Source organism: Saccharicrinis carchari, from assembly GCF_900182605.1.
Classification (GTDB): domain Bacteria; phylum Bacteroidota; class Bacteroidia; order Bacteroidales; family Marinilabiliaceae; genus Saccharicrinis; species Saccharicrinis carchari.
Genome location: NZ_FXTB01000002.1, coordinates 523,750 through 540,171, shown reverse-complemented (window position 1 = coordinate 540,171; position 16,422 = coordinate 523,750). Strand labels below are relative to the sequence as shown.

The 16,422-nt window shown below is 44.5% G+C and carries 13 protein-coding genes; 9 read left to right on the top strand and 4 right to left on the bottom strand.

Going from position 1 to position 16,422, the window contains the following annotated elements; all coding sequences use genetic code 11:
- Window positions 1–20 precede the first annotated feature (20 nt).
- The 4 genes from FN809_RS06600 to FN809_RS06585 form a co-directional block, all read right to left on the bottom strand.
- Window positions 21–971 (bottom strand): CsgG/HfaB family protein, encoded by a 951-nt coding sequence (locus FN809_RS06600; RefSeq protein WP_142532699.1) that lies wholly within the window; start codon window positions 969–971, stop codon window positions 21–23.
- A 155-nt stretch (window positions 972–1,126) separates the two neighbouring features.
- Window positions 1,127–1,621 carry a DUF6252 family protein gene (locus FN809_RS06595; protein WP_142532698.1) on the bottom strand — a complete coding sequence of 165 codons (495 nt, stop codon included), beginning with the start codon at window positions 1,619–1,621 and terminating at the stop codon, window positions 1,127–1,129.
- Between the two features lie 122 nt (window positions 1,622–1,743).
- Window positions 1,744–3,051 carry a T9SS type A sorting domain-containing protein gene (locus FN809_RS06590; RefSeq protein ID WP_142532697.1) on the bottom strand — a complete coding sequence of 436 codons (1,308 nt, stop codon included), beginning with the start codon at window positions 3,049–3,051 and terminating at the stop codon, window positions 1,744–1,746.
- Between the two features lie 17 nt (window positions 3,052–3,068).
- Window positions 3,069–4,088, bottom strand: a complete 1,020-nt coding sequence (locus FN809_RS06585) for a right-handed parallel beta-helix repeat-containing protein (protein WP_142532696.1) — start codon at window positions 4,086–4,088, stop codon at window positions 3,069–3,071.
- Window positions 4,089–4,812: 724 nt separating this feature from the next.
- Between FN809_RS06585 and FN809_RS06580 the strand changes: the two genes are divergently transcribed.
- The 9 genes from FN809_RS06580 to FN809_RS06540 all read left to right on the top strand — a co-directional run bounded on the left by FN809_RS06580 (window position 4,813) and on the right by FN809_RS06540 (window position 16,223).
- On the top strand, window positions 4,813–6,105 hold the full coding sequence (locus FN809_RS06580; RefSeq protein ID WP_142532695.1) for an MFS transporter: 1,293 nt from the start codon (window positions 4,813–4,815) through the stop codon (window positions 6,103–6,105).
- 206 nt (window positions 6,106–6,311) lie between these two features.
- The gene (locus tag FN809_RS06575) at window positions 6,312–7,172 is read left to right on the top strand and encodes a cytochrome c (RefSeq protein WP_142532694.1); all 861 of its coding nucleotides are present in this window, start codon (window positions 6,312–6,314) and stop codon (window positions 7,170–7,172) included.
- 111 nt (window positions 7,173–7,283) lie between these two features.
- Entirely contained in the window at window positions 7,284–10,895 is a 3,612-nt protein-coding gene (locus FN809_RS06570) for a nitrate reductase subunit alpha (protein WP_142532693.1), read from the top strand.
- A gap of 4 nt (window positions 10,896–10,899) precedes the next feature.
- The gene (gene narH / locus FN809_RS06565; RefSeq protein ID WP_142532692.1) at window positions 10,900–12,396 is read left to right on the top strand and encodes a nitrate reductase subunit beta; all 1,497 of its coding nucleotides are present in this window, start codon (window positions 10,900–10,902) and stop codon (window positions 12,394–12,396) included.
- Between the two features lies 1 nt (window position 12,397).
- The gene (narJ, locus tag FN809_RS06560; protein WP_142532691.1) at window positions 12,398–12,994 is read left to right on the top strand and encodes a nitrate reductase molybdenum cofactor assembly chaperone; all 597 of its coding nucleotides are present in this window, start codon (window positions 12,398–12,400) and stop codon (window positions 12,992–12,994) included.
- A 212-nt stretch (window positions 12,995–13,206) separates the two neighbouring features.
- A complete protein-coding gene (gene narI / locus FN809_RS06555; protein ID WP_142532690.1) occupies window positions 13,207–13,890 on the top strand; it encodes a respiratory nitrate reductase subunit gamma in 684 nt (227 codons plus the stop codon).
- Between the two features lie 13 nt (window positions 13,891–13,903).
- Entirely contained in the window at window positions 13,904–14,419 is a 516-nt protein-coding gene (locus tag FN809_RS06550) for a nucleoside-triphosphatase (protein ID WP_142532689.1), read from the top strand.
- A 20-nt stretch (window positions 14,420–14,439) separates the two neighbouring features.
- The gene (gene mobA, locus FN809_RS06545) at window positions 14,440–15,048 is read left to right on the top strand and encodes a molybdenum cofactor guanylyltransferase (protein WP_142532688.1); all 609 of its coding nucleotides are present in this window, start codon (window positions 14,440–14,442) and stop codon (window positions 15,046–15,048) included.
- Window positions 15,030–16,223 (top strand): hypothetical protein, encoded by a 1,194-nt coding sequence (locus tag FN809_RS06540; RefSeq protein ID WP_142532687.1) that lies wholly within the window; start codon window positions 15,030–15,032, stop codon window positions 16,221–16,223. Before mobA ends, FN809_RS06540 begins: the two co-directional genes overlap by 19 nt.
- Window positions 16,224–16,422 lie beyond the last annotated feature (199 nt).

Sequence of the window (16,422 nt, the reverse complement as noted above, 5' to 3'; positions counted from 1 at the left end):
TTACTTTTTGTTTGTGCTGCCTATTTCATTTTAACCTCTATTTTACCTGACTGAACCCCGGTAATTTCGTATTGCTCGCCATAATTGGCATCAATCATGGTGGCTAATTCATCGGTACTGCCGGTATGCCTTACCGAATAAATAGCCGTATTATCGGCATATCTGGCTAGTTCGGCCTTTACTACAGCACTATTGTTTTTTATCAGGTTAAGAAATGTACTTTTCCCGGAAAAAGATACGCCATGAACCTCCAGTGTTGTAAAGTTGGAGTTCAGTTCCTCATCCGATGGTAAGGGGATATTATCCAATTCATCGGCAAGATACTCTGTAGCCGCGATAATTCCCTTCTCCAATGCGTCGGCAACAGCAGGGTTTGAGCTGACACTTTTAGATATAAAACTAACCCTAAACGACTTGCCTTTGGTACTTTCGGTATTGATGCTTGTGGATTTAAGGATTTCGCGCGTCCGCGGATTTATAATCTTTAGGATAAACCCTATTCTTGCTTTTGATACAGACCCGCCGATACCCAGCACCTTTGTACCGGTAGATGCGTCGTTATATTCGGTAACTTCGCCCGTTACAATTAATTGTGCCAGCTTCATCTTGCCCTTTTCTATACCGGTTGTGGCATCGAAATATTCTGAGCCGGAGGCATCAATTTCGCCTGTCATGTCCTCCAGGTTTTTTTGTTCTTCCAGTACGTTAAAACAATTCACCTGGCTTAATGCATTGGTAAACATGGTACTCATGTTCTCGCCCAATACGCTTGGGGCGTTACTTGCTGTGGCCGAAAACCGTGCAACACTCACGCGAATACGTTCGTCCAGCGGAAGGTCTTTACATTTCTCTTTTATTTTTTCCATCCGAATCTTCACATCGCTTCTTTTATCGGATTTGATTTGCGCATTTGTAAAATGAACCGGCACATACAAAAAGCAAATTAATATAAATACTATTGTTTTTTTCATGATTTCCTGGTTTTTTAAAGTTTGTAAATCGTTAATATATAAGTCCTTTACATCATCATTTAAGCGAATCGATCCAAAAGGATATTTTACGTCTTTATCGATTAATCCTGCGAATCACTATAGCTCAAAAATCCTAATGGATAATTACCCGGTTGTTAATTGTAGCTTATATCAGTAGCTATAATTTTCACATCAAAAGTTCCGTCGGTAATATTTACCGAGCCGCCATTGATATTACCGGCCGTAAAATGGAAGGTCCCCTTTACATCATTGCCGGTAAATTCAATAATTTTAATATTTCCGGTTCCATTATCCACATAACTGTAATAATTTTCATTGACATCTTTACTGTGTATATAGATACCCATATTTGTACTGCCATCTGCAATCTGAAAGTTTCCTGTTGCCTTTGTAGTGTTATATACAGATAGCTGTATCTGACCGGTTTTGCTAACCCCGGAAATCAGCAATACACCTTCAATATATCGCGCAGACGCTTCACTTGTGGAAGAAAAATTTTTACCGTCAATCTTTGCTGTCATCGTACCCTTACCGATATCCGGATTGGTATCATTATCTTTTTTACAACCTACAATGGTAATTCCCAAAAGGATTATAACTGCTAAAATTATAAACTTAACCTTTTTCATAATCTAATTTTTTTAATCAATTTATCCTCAAGTAACTATCCCAAACTACTGACTACGTGGAACATTGCTCAAAGAACAACGTTCCACGCCGCCAATAGGCAGGGCAAACAATCTTTTATCCTTTACTTAAGTAGAATTTTTTGTCTCGCCCTAAACGCGTTGTTTTGCAATACTATATAATACAAGCCCTTGGCATAATCCTGAAAATGCAATTGGTGTTCAGGATCGTTAACGTATTCTGTTTTAAGTAACTGCCCCATACTGTTGTAAAGTTTCAGATTGTAACCATCGGCTGCCAGGCTGTTACTGTGAAGTTTAATGGTAACAAACGATTTTGTGGGATTTGGATAAATACTAAAATGTTTATCCCTCGATTTTGAATAAAGCCCGGTAGCACTCGTTACGGTCAGTAGTACATTAACGCTGTCGCTTTCCCAGGGTATGTCAGTTGCCTTTATCCAAAAGTCGTATTGGCCCTCGTGCTCTTCACCGGGGGCAATATTTAACAGCGATGGGCTTGTCCATTCACTAAAGACGGATAAGCCGATACTTCCGGCATTCGGAATTTTATAAACCAGACTGTCGCCATAAACAAAGTCCGCATCGGTAAAAACGGTATCCATAGCAATACCGCCCGATTTGCCGGCTATCACGGTAATGGATAGCGCATTGTGCAGCCTTTGTGGTGCCTTATTCACCCGTAAATCGATGGGCGAATAAAAAGCAGGCAATCCCCGCACCCCGGCATCATTTTGCGCAAAGAATTCAACCGAGTATTGTTGCTCCAATGCCAATGCCGCCACAGAAGTAGCCAAAGTTGAATCCACCTGCCCTTGTGCCGGATCAACATCGGCGGTCATCCAGCTTCCCTTGTACGCTTCGTTAAAAAACCGGTAGAAAATCTTTTCAACCTTGGCCGTTTCCGGTGCAACCACCACAAAAGCCCTGCTTGCCGGCAACGACCAGGTACCCAGTTTGTTTTTGGCACGAAAATAAATATTGTGTATGCCCGCTTCGAGCTGTGCAATGTCAACATCCATTTTATTGTTTATCCAATTGGAGGCTTCGTCGAACATTATCAGCTCACCGCTCCCCTCTTTTACCCTCTTATCTATTGAATATTCCATAGCCACAATACCCTCTGTGATAGGCTCCTCGGCAATATAAAATGATTTTTTAACGGGAAAGGACCAAATACCATTCTGGTTCATCGACCTGAAATAGATGCTGTGCACCCCTGTCCCGAGGTTGGAAATATCTATGTCAAAAGAAGAATTTACCTCCGTTTTATCGCCGGTAATAGTCAGCGGGGTTCCTTTTCCTTCCGCAACAAAGGCATCGATGCTATATTCGAGCCGGGTTACATTTTGTGCGGATACATGCATTATAATTGCCCAAAACAAGGACAATATGTATATATATCGTTTCATTGGTTTGCCCCTTCTTTTTATTGTTTGATTTTTATATGAACGGGCAATACGTCGCCGGAAACCAGGCCGGTGGTAGAGAGCTCATAAATATTGGGCAGGTTGGGCAAGCCCGATAAGCGATACGGAACAGGACCGCCAAAGGCACCGATATCTGAACCATTACTGCCCGCTCCTTTAGCCGGACTGTTTTGGGACAACTGGTATTTGGCATCGGTAGATGCATTCTCGTCGGTATTGAAAAGTGTGCTCAGCGGTGCGATAAAGTTGTTGTTGTCGTTTCCGAAAGCACCAGTCAGGGAGATGTTATGATGCACCGCGGCATCGGGGAGCGGTTGGATAGTAAAGTTATTGGTGTTGGTATTTAGAAAAATATTGTTGTAAATCTCAAACGAGGATGATGTTCCAAAATTTAATGTATTATGTAAAAATATATTATTGGAAATTATTCCCGATGATCCTTCATTTACGCTAAAACTTCCATTAATAATATTATTAGCAAAAACCAAATTCGATAAAACTCCGTTGTAGTTATTATTTGCATCTAATCGAGAATAGAAGTAACATCCTTTTATGATGATGTTATTATAAACATATTCATTGTATATTGTAAAACTTATATTAGAGATATAACATTTTGCTATAGTTATATTCTCTACAATATTATTAAATTTTATACCATATACATTGCTTGTTAACGAAACTCCCATAAATACAGAACCATCCGAGCCGGTTTCAAGAGAAATCGAATTAAAAAGCGCCATTTTTTTTTCTACTTGAGTTTCGAGGTTCTCATCTAAAAAGTAACCTGGACCAATTATGGTTAATCTTTTAGAAATGCTAACATGTCCATGGTCAAAGTTAGAACCATACACATAAATGGTATCGCCGGCAGAAACAGCGGCATAAGCATCAGCCCAGTTGGTGTATAAATTCTCGGAAATAACCGGTGCGGAGAGTTCATTGTTCAGGTAAACAACCTTTGCCTCGCTGGAAGCAAATAAAAATAATACGATAATAATAGTAAAAAGTGTTTTCATGATGATTTTATTTAAAGAAGAAACAATACCCTTTATTGGGAGAGTTAAATAATATTGGAAGAATCGACCTTTCCGGCAGGAACCATATCGATACAATACAAAAGGGTGTGAGGTGCCTTAAAAATTTTCTGATGAAAACCATTTATGAATTTGGATGAACTACATTAAAGGGGACTTCCCCTGATGCAGCCTATATTATGGAATATACACTTGGTGCGGGAGAATTTGACCATTGCGTTTTTACCTATATTAATTAAACAGGGTGTTCTAAAGCTCTATTTCTCAGACGGTCGACACAAGTTACAAAGAATATTAGTCAATTAGAAGACATTAACATCTTTTTATATTCTATATAAATAAAAGAGACACATATAACGTATTTTAGAACTAAACCTGCCCTATACAGAAAGGATACAAGCCCCTTTGATAGCAAGTCCTTTCTTTATATATCACGAATCAATCTACACAAAACTGGCACTCCCATGCCAACCAATACTGCTAGGGCTGTTGTCGCCAACCACATAAGAGGCAGGCTTCTGTATAGGGTTTCCTTATTGCCCATAAATTAAAATGCCAGACTAAAGGTTTCGTTCCGGATGTATTGGAAGACGGGTAGCCCGAAAGCCTGCTTGAAATTCCTTTTTACCCTCTAAAAAATTAGAAATCATTGAGCTATCCCCTTTAAATTTTATAAATTTAGATGTACTAATCTAAAGCCAACATCATGAAAATTAAAGGAAACAGTAAAAGAGGACTAACGGGAACCACCATGGGTTTCTTTTTTGGTTTTGCCGCTGTGGCACTTTACGGACCTACCGCCATTAAGTTTAAAGAAGCGATGGATTTAACGCCCCTGATGCTGGGGCTGCTCATTGCCATACCGGCACTATCGGGTTCGTTGTTGCGTATTCCTTTTGGAGCCTGGGTGGATACTACGGGAGGTAAAAAACCTTTTTTTATCCTCATGTTACTTAGTGTGATAGGGTTGGGTGGTGTAACCCTACTTTTGGCCACCAACTACCCCCATGGTTTGGAGGGTTTGTATCCGCTTATTTTGGTTTTTGGTTTTTTGAGTGGATGTGGCATCGCTACTTTTTCAGTAGGTATAGGGCAAACCTCGTACTGGTTTCCTCGTAATAAGCAGGGTTTGGCTTTGGGTACTTTTGCCGGTATAGGAAATCTGGCTCCCGGTATTTTTTCCGTGGTACTTCCTATTTATTTAAGCTATTATGGTTTTATTTCGGCCTACTTTGCCTGGTTTCTGTTTTTGTTGCTGGGTACACTACTTTATGGTTTACTCGCTGTGGATGCCTATTATTTTCAATACCGCAGAAAAGGAATGTCCGGTGAACATGCAAAAGAAAAAGCTGCACAAAAAGGTCAGGAAATGTTTCCTTTAGGAGGTGTTAAGGACAGCCTGATTAATTCGGCGAAAATTAAAAATACCTGGGCATTGGTTGCACTGTATTTTACAACCTTTGGTGGCTTTTTGGCGTTAACAGCTTGGTTTCCTACCTATTGGGGCATTTATCAAGAGTTTGAACCTATAAAAGCCGGTTTGTTTACCGCTATCTTCTCCATCTTTGCTTCTGCCATCCGTATTCCCGGCGGTTCTATTGCAGATAAGCTTGGCGGCGAAAAAGTTGCAATGCTATCTATGGTTGCCATACTGCTTGCCTCATCCATCTTATCATTTGGCCATTCCATTACCATAAGCATGATTGCCGTTTTATTACTTGCATCAGGGATGGGCATAGCCAATGCGGCTGTATTTAAACTTGTTCCGGTTTATGTGCCTAAAGCCGTTGGAGGTGCCGCAGGATGGATTGGTGGATTGGGCGCTTTTGGCGGTTTTGCCCTACCCCCCATAATGGGTGCTATTGTAGAAGGATACGGCCATATTGGTTATGCACGGGGCTTTGTGGCTTTTGTGGTATTGGCCGCAATCAATTTGTTCATCATTTACCTACTGCTTAAAAACAAGGCTAAGGCCGATAGCGTTTTAAAAATGGCTTAATACGCGCACATCCAATAAATAAATATACTATTAAAATGGTGCCAACGACACGGTGTACTTTATTACAAATATAAAACCATATACGCAGTTTTTTAGAATGATTATAAACTACTTACAAGCTATCATCATATCAAAATAAAACATTAAATTGGTAAAAGATTACTTCAATTCGCATACAGCTTAGTTTAACTATAATCTCAGAAAAAATGATAAAAAGCTCTTTATCACTTACCGTATTTCTGCTGTTAGCTTTTATTGTATCCGTTTTGCAAGCGCAAAACAGCGGAGAAGAACATTATAAAGCCACGTGTGCTGCCTGCCACACCATTGGTAAAGGACGGTTGGTGGGGCCTGACTTAAGTGGAGTGTACGAACGGCGGGACACCGACTGGCTGATACCCTTTATCCGTTCGTCGCAAAAAATGGTAAAAGATGGCGACCCAATAGCTGTAGCCCTTCACAATGAATACAATAAGGTGCCCATGCCCGATAATAATTTGAATGATGCTCAAATAATGAACATCATCGATTATATCCGTCAAGTTGATTCGGGGGAAGCAAGAGAATTGGCTGGTGGCGATCAAGCTACTGACAGCACAAAACAAATAGTCACAACTGCCAGCGACACGGCTCTTATCAGTTACTCCAATGAATTGATAAAAAAAGGAGAAGCTTTATTTTTAGGTCACGAAAAATTCACCAACGGAGCCTCTGCTTGCATTGCCTGCCATAGTGTACGTTACGAAGCGATACTAGGTGGTGGAAAATTAAGCCTGAACCTTACCGAGTCCTATACCCGCCTCGGTCCTGCCGGTATCAAAGCCATCCTATCCAATCCTCCTTACCCCGTTATGAATGTTGCTTTGCGCCACAACAAACTGTCCGACGACGAAATAGAATCACTTGTTGCAATGCTTTATGAAATAGATAAGCGCTATGGTCAGAGCCCCGTAAAGTCAAGCTCCGGATTAATGTTCTCTATTTTTGGATTTGTGTTGGCCATGATATTTCTGGTTCACATCTACTTGCTGTACGACAACCGTCAAGTACCGTCATATCCTAAATAATTAGTAAAAAAAGAGAACTGCCATTTTCAAATCTTGAATCAAAAAAGTAAAAACCTAAATAGAAAAGGATAGAGTGCCCAATTATTTTTAAACCTGTAAAAACCGGAACAAATGAGTTGGATCAAAGATATGATTTCGCCTAAAGCCCGCAATTGGGAAGAGTTTTATCGGAACCGCTGGCAGCACGACAAAATTGTGCGCAGTACCCATGGGGTAAACTGTACAGGCGGTTGCAGCTGGAACATCCATGTAAAGGACGGTATCGTGGTTTGGGAATCGCAGGCGCTGGATTATCCTTTATTGGAGAATTCCCTTCCGCATTACGAGCCAAGGGGCTGTCAGCGCGGAATCTCTTTCTCATGGTATCTGTACAGTCCGGTGCGGGTGAAATATCCTATGGTAAGGGGTGCCTTGATAGATATGTTCCGGGAGGAAAAAGAAAAAGCCGGAGATGCTATGGAGGCCTGGAAGAACATTCAGCAAAATCCGGAGAAAAGAAAACGTTATCAGAAAGCTCGCGGCAAAGGAGGCTTTCGCCGCATCAGCTGGGACGAAGCGCTCGAAGTAATCGGCGTAGCCAATATTTATACCGCCAAAAAATACGGGCCCGACCGGGTGGTGGGTTTCTCCCCCATCCCGGCCATGTCGATGATGAGCTTTGCCGCGGGTTCAAGATTCCTGCAGCTCTTTGGCGGGGTACACCTGAGCTTTTACGACTGGTATTGCGACCTGCCCAATTCCTTCCCCGAGATATGGGGCGAACAGACCGATGTGGGCGAAAGTGCCGACTGGTACAACGCCAAGTTTGTGGCGGTAATGGGTGCCAACCTGGGCATGACGCGTACGCCCGACGTACATTTTTTTTCAGAGTCGCGGCACAACGGCACCAAAACGGTGGTTTTTTCGCCCGACTTTAGTATGGTGGCCAAATATGCCGATCAGTGGGTGCCGCTCCATGCCGGACAGGACGGCGCGTTTTGGATGGCCGTAACCCACGTTATCCTGAAAGAGGCGCATCACGAAAATCAAGTGCCCTATTTTATCGAATACACAAAAAAATATACCGACTCCCCTTATTTGGTAGAGCTTAAGCAAGAGGATGGGAATTATACACCGGGCAAGTTGCTCAGGGCCAATCGTATTGACAAGTATGCCGATATAGAAAACGGCGATTGGAAATTTTTAAATATCGATGCAGATACAGACGAGTTTATTTGCCCGCCCGGAAGTTCGGGGCACCGCTGGCAGGATAAGAAAGGGAGTTGGAACCTCCGTTATAAGGATGGCGAAACAGGTGAAGGTTATAATCCGCTGCTGACCCTGATCGACAAGAACGATGAAGTTTTGCAAGTGGAGTTTACCCATTTTGAGCAAAATAAAAAAGTAAAAAGAGGGGTGCCCGTCCGTTATCTCAAAACCAAAAAAGGGAAGGTAGCTTACACCACTGTTTACGACTTGATTATGGGGCAGTATGGAGTGGCACGGGGTATGGCAGGGGATTATCCCGAAGATTTTACAGATACCGATAGGGCTTACACCCCGGGCTGGCAGGAAATATTCACCGGAATAAGCGGTGGAACCGTGCTTCAGTTTGCCCGGGAGTGGTGCCGCACCGCAGAAGCCACCAGGGGCAAGTGCATGGTGATAATAGGCGCGGGAATCAACCACTGGTACCACAGTAATTTAATGTATCGGGCTGCCACCATGTCGCTGATGCTTACCGGCTGCATAGGCGTTAACGGCGGCGGCATGAACCATTATGTGGGACAGGAAAAACTGGCTCCCGTTGATTCGTGGAGCGCTATCATGTCGGGCAAAGACTGGAAAAATCCGCCACGTTTTCAGCAGTCGCCCATATGGCACTATATGCACTCCAACCAATGGCGCTACGATGGCAACCAGGCCGATTACAACAGCGTGCCCAAGAACGACTTCTCGTCGCAACACTCCGCCGACCTCATCGCCAAATCGGTGCGCAACGGGTGGATGCCGTTTTTTCCGCAGTACAATAAAAACACCTTCGACATTGCCGAAGAAGCTAAAAAAGCTGGTGCTACCGGCGATAAGGGGATTCAGGATTATATCATTGGTCAACTCAAATCGGGCGAACTCAAATATTCGGTTAACAACCCCGATGCCGAGGAAAACTTTCCACGGGTGTGGTATATCTGGCGGGGCAATGCCCTGATGTCGAGTGCCAAGGGGCATGAGTATTTCCTGAAACATTATTTGGGTACCCATCATAACGAGATTGCCGATGAGGTGGCCAAAGAATTTGTAAAGGAGATAGAATGGAAGGAAGAAGCACCGCAAGGCAAGATGGACCTGGTGGTAGATTTGAATTTCAGGATGGATACCTCCGCCCTGTATTCGGATATCGTGCTGCCAGCAGCCTCGTGGTACGAAAAGGCCGACCTGAACAGCACCGACATGCACTCCTTTATTCATCCCCTTGCGGCGGCTATCCCACCTGTTTGGGAATCAAAGACCGACTGGGAGATATTCCGCGAGATAGCCCGTGTTACCAGCGAAGTGGCCAAGGTACACCTACCCGGAAGTACGCTTGATATCGTTAACGTACCCATTAATCACGACTCGCGCGGTGAGATTGCACAAACCGAAATTAAGGACTGGATGGCCGGGGAATGCGAACCGGTACCCGGCAAAACCATGCACAATATCGTAAGGGTTGAAAGGGATTACACGCAGTTATATAACAAATTTACAAGCCTGGGCGATAATGTGAGAAACGGTTTGGGGGCACATGGCACCTCTTTTAACTGTGAGGATTATTACGACCAACTGCTGGCCAACAAGCCGCACGTTAATACGATTGGGGACAGAAGCTACCCCTCCATTAAAGAAGATGTGCAGGCTATTGATGCTGTGCTGCGCCTGTCGTCGTTAACCAACGGTAAGCTGAGCGAACGGGCGTACGAGGCCATGGAGAAGAATACCGGCCTGAATTTAAGTAAGCTACGACCAAGAAACGATGAATCAAATTGTACCTATAATGATCTGCTGGCACAACCACGCCGCTTGCTCAACTCGCCAATATGGTCGGGGCTGATGGAAAACGGCAGGGCCTACTCGGCATATAGCCTAAACATTGAACATCTTGTTCCGTGGCGCACACTCACCGGGCGACAGCATTTTTATCTCGATCACGACGGTTATATCTCCTTTGGCGAACATCTGCCCACCTACAAACCCTCGCCGCGGCCCGAAATGTACGGCGATCTGCGAAAAACGATTAAAGAGGGCAGGGCCAAGCTCCTTAACGTACTCACGCCCCACGGCAAATGGCATATCCACTCTACCTACGGCGACACGCTGCGGATGCTCACCCTGAGCAGGGGGATGGAGCCTTGCTGGCTGAACGAAAAGGATGCCGAAGACCTGGGCGTTAAAGATAACGACTGGGTAGAGGTGCTGAACGATAACGGCGTGTATTGTACCCGCGCCTGCGTGAGTTCGCGCATACCGCCGGGGATATGTATTGTGTACCACTCGCCCGAGCGTACCTATTCGGTGCCCAAGTCGCCCAGCCGGGGCAACAGGAGGGCCGGGGGCCATAACAGTTTAACAAGGGTACACCTTAAACCCAACCTGCTGGTGGGCGGTTACGGACAGTTCACCTTTGGTATGAATTACTGGGGCCCCGTAGGCGTTAACCGCGATACCTTTATATATGTACAGAAAATGGATGAAGTCAAATTTTAAACGCATGAAAAATATAAAATCTCAGATATCCATCGTGTTCCATCTCGATAAATGTATTGGCTGCCACACCTGCTCCATTGCCTGCAAAAACGTTTGGACCGACCGCAAAGGGGCCGAGTATATGTGGTGGAACAACGTAGAAACCAAGCCCGGCACCGGATACCCGCACAAGTGGGAAGATCAGGATGCCTACAAGGGCGGGTGGGAAAAGAAAGGGGACAGCGTACGGCTGAAAGGTGCTGGCAAGGCGAAGGGGCTTAAAACCTTGTTCCATAATACGCACCTGCCCACCATGGACAACTACTACGAGCCATGGACCTATCAGTACAGTAAGCTGCTGGATGCCCCCGAAGGCGACGACCAGCCGACTGCCGAGCCCATCTCGATGATTACCGGCGAAAAGATAACGCCCAAGGCGGGTCCCAACTGGGACGACGATCTGGGGGGCTCGCCCGAGTATGCCCGCAACGATGTGAACATGAAGGATCTGAGCCCTGCCGAACAAGAAACCATGTTCCAGTTGGAAAGGATGGTTATGTTTTATGTGCCGCGCATCTGCAACCATTGCCTCAATCCGGCCTGCGTGGCAGCCTGTCCGTCGGGCGCCATTTACAAAAGAGGTGAGGACGGCATCGTGTTGGTCAATCAGGAGGTTTGCCGTGGCTGGCGCATGTGCGTTACGGCCTGTCCCTACAAAAAAGTATATTTTAACTGGCACACGGGCAAATCTGAAAAATGTATCCTGTGCTATCCCCGCATCGAAACAGATCAGGCGCCGGCCTGCATGCACTCGTGCGTGGGGCGCATACGTTATCTGGGCGTGATGCTGTACGATGCCGACCGACTGGAGGAGATGGCCTCGTGCAACGAAAAAGACCTGCAAAAGAAACAGTTAGATATTTACCTGGATCCCAACGATCCGGAGGTGATACGCGAAGCCAAAGAATGCGGAATAGCTGACTCCAGCATTCAGGCAGCTCAAAAATCACCCGTTTATAAATACGTGAAAGAGTGGGGCATTGCACTGCCCTTGCACCCGGAGTTCCGTACCTTGCCCAGCTTGTTTTATGTTCCGCCACTACTTCCTGCCATGGCACAGAAGAACGAAAATGACCATTACCATACGGCCAGCTCCTACCTTTGGGAAGATATGGATAACTCGCGCCTCCCGTTACAATACCTGGCCAGCCTTTTTAGTGCGGGCAATACAGGAACCATCCGCAATGTGCTTAAAAAGCTGATGAGCGTGCGCATGCACCGCCGTGCCGTAACCGTGGGCGACCTGGATCGGAATGAGGTGGACAAGGCTTTGCTGGAATCCGGCCTGACGGCTGAGGTGGCTGATGACATCTACCGCCTGACATCGTTGGCCAAACTGCGCGACCGCTTTGTAATTCCTCCGGCACATCGCGAAGAGGCGATTGAGATGCTGGAAGAAACACACGAACGCAAAGGCAATACGGGATTCGGATTCACTAAAAAACCAAATCGAGGATTATAATATGACAAACCTAAACCACTATACGGCTTTGGCCCAAATATTCAGCTATCCTAGCTCCGACAGGAGGAATGCTATACAGGATTGGCAAAAGATTGTGGCGCATCGCGTTCCGGAAATGGCACCAAAGCTCGAAGCATTTGTGGAGCACGTTGAGAACAAAACAATCGCCTCCCAACAAGAGTATTATATCGCTACTTTTGATGTGCAGGCCATGTGTTATTTGGATATTGGCTATGTGCTTTATGGTGAAGATTATAACCGGGGCGTTTTTTTGGTGAACATGAAGCAGGAACAAAAAAATGCCGACAACGATTGTGGGCACGAGCTCCCCGACCATTTGCCCAACATGCTTACGCTGCTGCCAAAACTAAAAGACGAGGTATTTGCCGAAGAACTGGTTTATTCGGTGATGATACCCGCTTTGGAAAAAATGATAGACTCCTTTCGTTCAGACGACAATGTGTATAAAGGAATGCTCCAAACCTTATTAAAAATAATGGAGCATGACTATCCCGAATCGGAGTTTGAACGATTTAATTTTAGCACTCAGCAAAAAGCAAAGAGTTTTGAATGTTTGGCCAAGTGTGGAAAAGGATAGAGAAGCTTAAAAAATTTACTAACGCTAAATACCTAGGAAAAATGATACGGACTCCCGCTTTGGCGGGACAGGTAATGTAAACGATAATTTATTATCAACATTTTCAATCTCGAACAGATGTTTAGTGCTGGCAAATGGGCCTCCTGAAAAATATTATATGGACTGAATTGAAGTCCTAATTATCTTACAATAAACGATTAAACCAAAATACTATGAACGGAATATTCTTTTTTATCGTGCTGCCATATATGGCTATCCTTTCGTTGTTGGTGGGAAGTATTTACAGATACCGTTATTATGGCTTTCAGGTTTCGTCGCTTTCGAGCCAGTTTTTGGAGAGCAAGCAACTGTATTTTGGGAGCAGGCCTTTTCACTGGGGTATTATTTTCCTTTTCTTTGGGCATTTGATCGCTTTTTTATTGCCCCATTCGGTACTGGCATGGAACGAGGTCCCTGTACGTATGTATATCCTCGAAATAACGGCCTTTGCTTTTGGCCTTATTGTATTATTTAGCCTTGTGATGCTTATTATCCGCAGGTTTAAAACCAAGAGACTGCATGTTGTAACCACGCGTATGGATATTTTTGTTTACCTCATTCTGTTGGTTCAGGTTGTGACCGGTTTGTGGACCGCCTTTTTCTTCCGATGGGGCTCGTCGTGGTTTGCCCTGGTGCTGACGCCCTATCTAAAATCTATTTTCGTGTTCAATCCCGATGCAGCGGCAGTAACACAGCTTCCGCTAATGGTGCAGATACACATTATTTCGGCTTTTGTGCTGGTGGGCATGATACCGTTTACCCGCTTTATGCACTTTTTGGTGTATCCCTTCGAATACCTGTGGCGGCCCTATCAGCTGGTGGTATGGAATTTTAAAAAAAAGAGAGAGGTGAAATGAACGACAGCAGGAGATGAAGCCCATATTTATAATTGCCGGCGAAAAAGGGAGTGGCAAAACAAGTTTTTTGCTCCAGCTTATCAACTTACTGGAAACCAAACGTAGGATTGTTGCAGGTTTTGTGTCGGCACACGATCTGAAAAGCGATATCTATTCCATAAAAAATATACAGACCCATCAGAAAGTAAACTTAATGGAGCGTGTGGACTCTTTCCATCAGAGACCACATCACTTTAAGCTATTTACTAATGCTGTAGAAGTTGGCAATAACTGGATTAATACGCTTCTTAAAACCCCACCCCACATTGGAATTATTGATGAAATAGGCAGCTACGAACTTATGGAGGAGCTCTGGGCCAAAAGTTTTACGCAACTTATTAAGTCTCCTCTACCGATAATATTTACGTGTAAAAAAAAGCATCTTAAGGCAATACTTGAAAAATGGAATATCGAGCCGAAGGCAGTTTTTTATCCCCATGATTTTAACGATCCCCTAAAAGCCTTTAAACAGATAGATGGTTTATGGTGATAATTACTTAATTTGCACCTATGATTTCAAAGGCAGATATAACGGGTATTGTTTTGGCAGGAGGACAAAGCCGACGCATGGGATTTAACAAAGCAGAAGCAAGTTTAAATGGGGAATCTATGCTTACACGGATGATCGAAAAGCTATCTGCCTTAACGCCCAACCTATTATTGAGCACCGGTAGCAGTACCTATCCTAACATTCATTGGCCGCAGATACCCGACGAATATATCAACTGCGGCCCTTTGGGAGGTATATACTCGGCAATAAAAGCCTCTACCACCCCCTTAAATATCGTAGTATCATGCGACATGCCCCTCATTTCGTCCTCCTTATTACTACAACTCGTGGGGCAAGCGATGGAAAATGATGCTATGATTACAGTACCTGTTGACGCGGATAATCAGCTTCAGCTACTGTGCGCGGTGTATCATAAAAACATACTTCCACTGATAGAAAAGCAGATAAAACAAAAGAGTTTAAAATTGAAAATGATGGCCTCCTTGGCTTCAGTAAACAAAGTCCATATCAATATACATCATCCGCTTTACAGCCCTCATACGTTTACCAACGTAAACACCCCCGGAACACTAAAAACAATGCGCGAGTTATGGCAAAAGGATCGATAACAGTAAACGACAAATGGATAAAAGCTTCGGTGCTGGCAGGTTTATGGGCGGGAATAGAAATTATTGCAGGCAGCTTTCTGCACAACTTACGCATCCCTTTGTCGGGCACCTTCCTCACCCTGATTTCCATCATGCTGGTCATTGGTTTTTTTCAGATATGGCCCAAATACGGAATTATCTGGCGTGCGGGACTCATCACGGCACTTATGAAATCCATATCGCCCAGCGCCGTTATCCTGGGTCCCATGGTGGCCATAGCCTTAGAGGGCTTTATTATGGATTTTACTATTCGCATCATGGGACGCAACCTGACGGGCTACCTGATGGCAGGCATGTTTGCCCTGGTAGGAGCATTGATTCATAAAACTGTACGTTTATTCCTCATGTTCGGGCTCGATATTTTTAAAATATATGAGGAGATGTTTCTGTTTGCTACACAAAAAATCGGGCTGATAAACTTAGGAGCCGCACGGGCTGTATTAAGCCTGTTTATTGGATATGCAGTATTGGGTGCAGTGGCGGCATTTACAGGCTACGTGCTGGGCAGGCAGGCCCGAAAGGAGCAATACAATGGCGTAGCCAAATTTACCGAATCCGAAAAACATCACTGGGAGCAACCTGTTTACGAGCTAAACTATTCCACGCTGTTCTTGGGTATTCTGGTGGTCGTAATCCCCCTTTTATTATATGCATTGGGGCAACTTACCCTTTGGCCTGCCTTGATTTTAACTTTGCTCTGGTTTGTTTTTATTGTATGGCGTTATCGCTTTGCCATAAACAGATTAAAAAAATGGCTGTTTTGGATGCAATTACTGGTGATTTTAGCATTAGCCTGGTTCTTTGGCCAGACTTCGGGAAGTGGCATTGAAGGCCGCTTTACAGCACTGGCCGGTGGAGTTGTTATGATATTGCGTGCCCTGGTAGTGGTTACCGGGTTTTCGGCCTTAAGCACGGAACTGCGAGCCCCCTTGATGCAACAGCTATTCTTTCGATCCGGGTTTCGCCAGCTATATTTATCTGTTAATCATGCCTTTGGAATACTTCCTTTGGTAATGAGCAATTTAGCCTCACCAGGCCAGTTCATCAAAAACCCGGCACGCTCCATAGCCTTAAGCCTGCGACATGTAGATAGCTGGCATCAACACATGGTGCGGTCTATTGATAGCAATAAATAAATTGAAGCGTCCGGTTTACCTAGCCGTTATTTGCAAAAATCCTCTCCAACACTCCGCCTATCATAATTATTCGCAGCCACCAAGGCCAATAAAACTAAGGCAAACGAAAAATAATGGAGAATCACATTAAAAAGTGAGGATATTCCTCGTTGTTGGGATAAATTGTACGGGAAGATTCAACATAAAGTTGATTCATTTT

Excerpts from the sequence above, each read along its gene's own strand:
- FN809_RS06600 (WP_142532699.1), bottom strand. The coding sequence starts at position 971 with ATGAAAAAAACAATAGTATTTATATTAATTTGCTTTTTGTATGTGCCG.
- FN809_RS06590 (WP_142532697.1), bottom strand. The coding sequence starts at position 3,051 with ATGAAACGATATATATACATATTGTCCTTGTTTTGGGCAATTATAATG.
- FN809_RS06550 (WP_142532689.1), top strand. The coding sequence starts at position 13,904 with ATGAAGCCCATATTTATAATTGCCGGCGAAAAAGGGAGTGGCAAAACA.
- narH (WP_142532692.1), top strand. The coding sequence starts at position 10,900 with ATGAAAAATATAAAATCTCAGATATCCATCGTGTTCCATCTCGATAAA.
- FN809_RS06540 (WP_142532687.1), top strand. The coding sequence starts at position 15,030 with ATGGCAAAAGGATCGATAACAGTAAACGACAAATGGATAAAAGCTTCG.
- FN809_RS06570 (WP_142532693.1), top strand. The coding sequence starts at position 7,284 with ATGAGTTGGATCAAAGATATGATTTCGCCTAAAGCCCGCAATTGGGAA.
- FN809_RS06585 (WP_142532696.1), bottom strand. The coding sequence starts at position 4,088 with ATGAAAACACTTTTTACTATTATTATCGTATTATTTTTATTTGCTTCC.
- narJ (WP_142532691.1), top strand. The coding sequence starts at position 12,398 with ATGACAAACCTAAACCACTATACGGCTTTGGCCCAAATATTCAGCTAT.
- FN809_RS06580 (WP_142532695.1), top strand. The coding sequence starts at position 4,813 with ATGAAAATTAAAGGAAACAGTAAAAGAGGACTAACGGGAACCACCATG.
- mobA (WP_142532688.1), top strand. The coding sequence starts at position 14,440 with ATGATTTCAAAGGCAGATATAACGGGTATTGTTTTGGCAGGAGGACAA.
- narI (WP_142532690.1), top strand. The coding sequence starts at position 13,207 with ATGAACGGAATATTCTTTTTTATCGTGCTGCCATATATGGCTATCCTT.
- FN809_RS06595 (WP_142532698.1), bottom strand. The coding sequence starts at position 1,621 with ATGAAAAAGGTTAAGTTTATAATTTTAGCAGTTATAATCCTTTTGGGA.
- FN809_RS06575 (WP_142532694.1), top strand. The coding sequence starts at position 6,312 with ATGATAAAAAGCTCTTTATCACTTACCGTATTTCTGCTGTTAGCTTTT.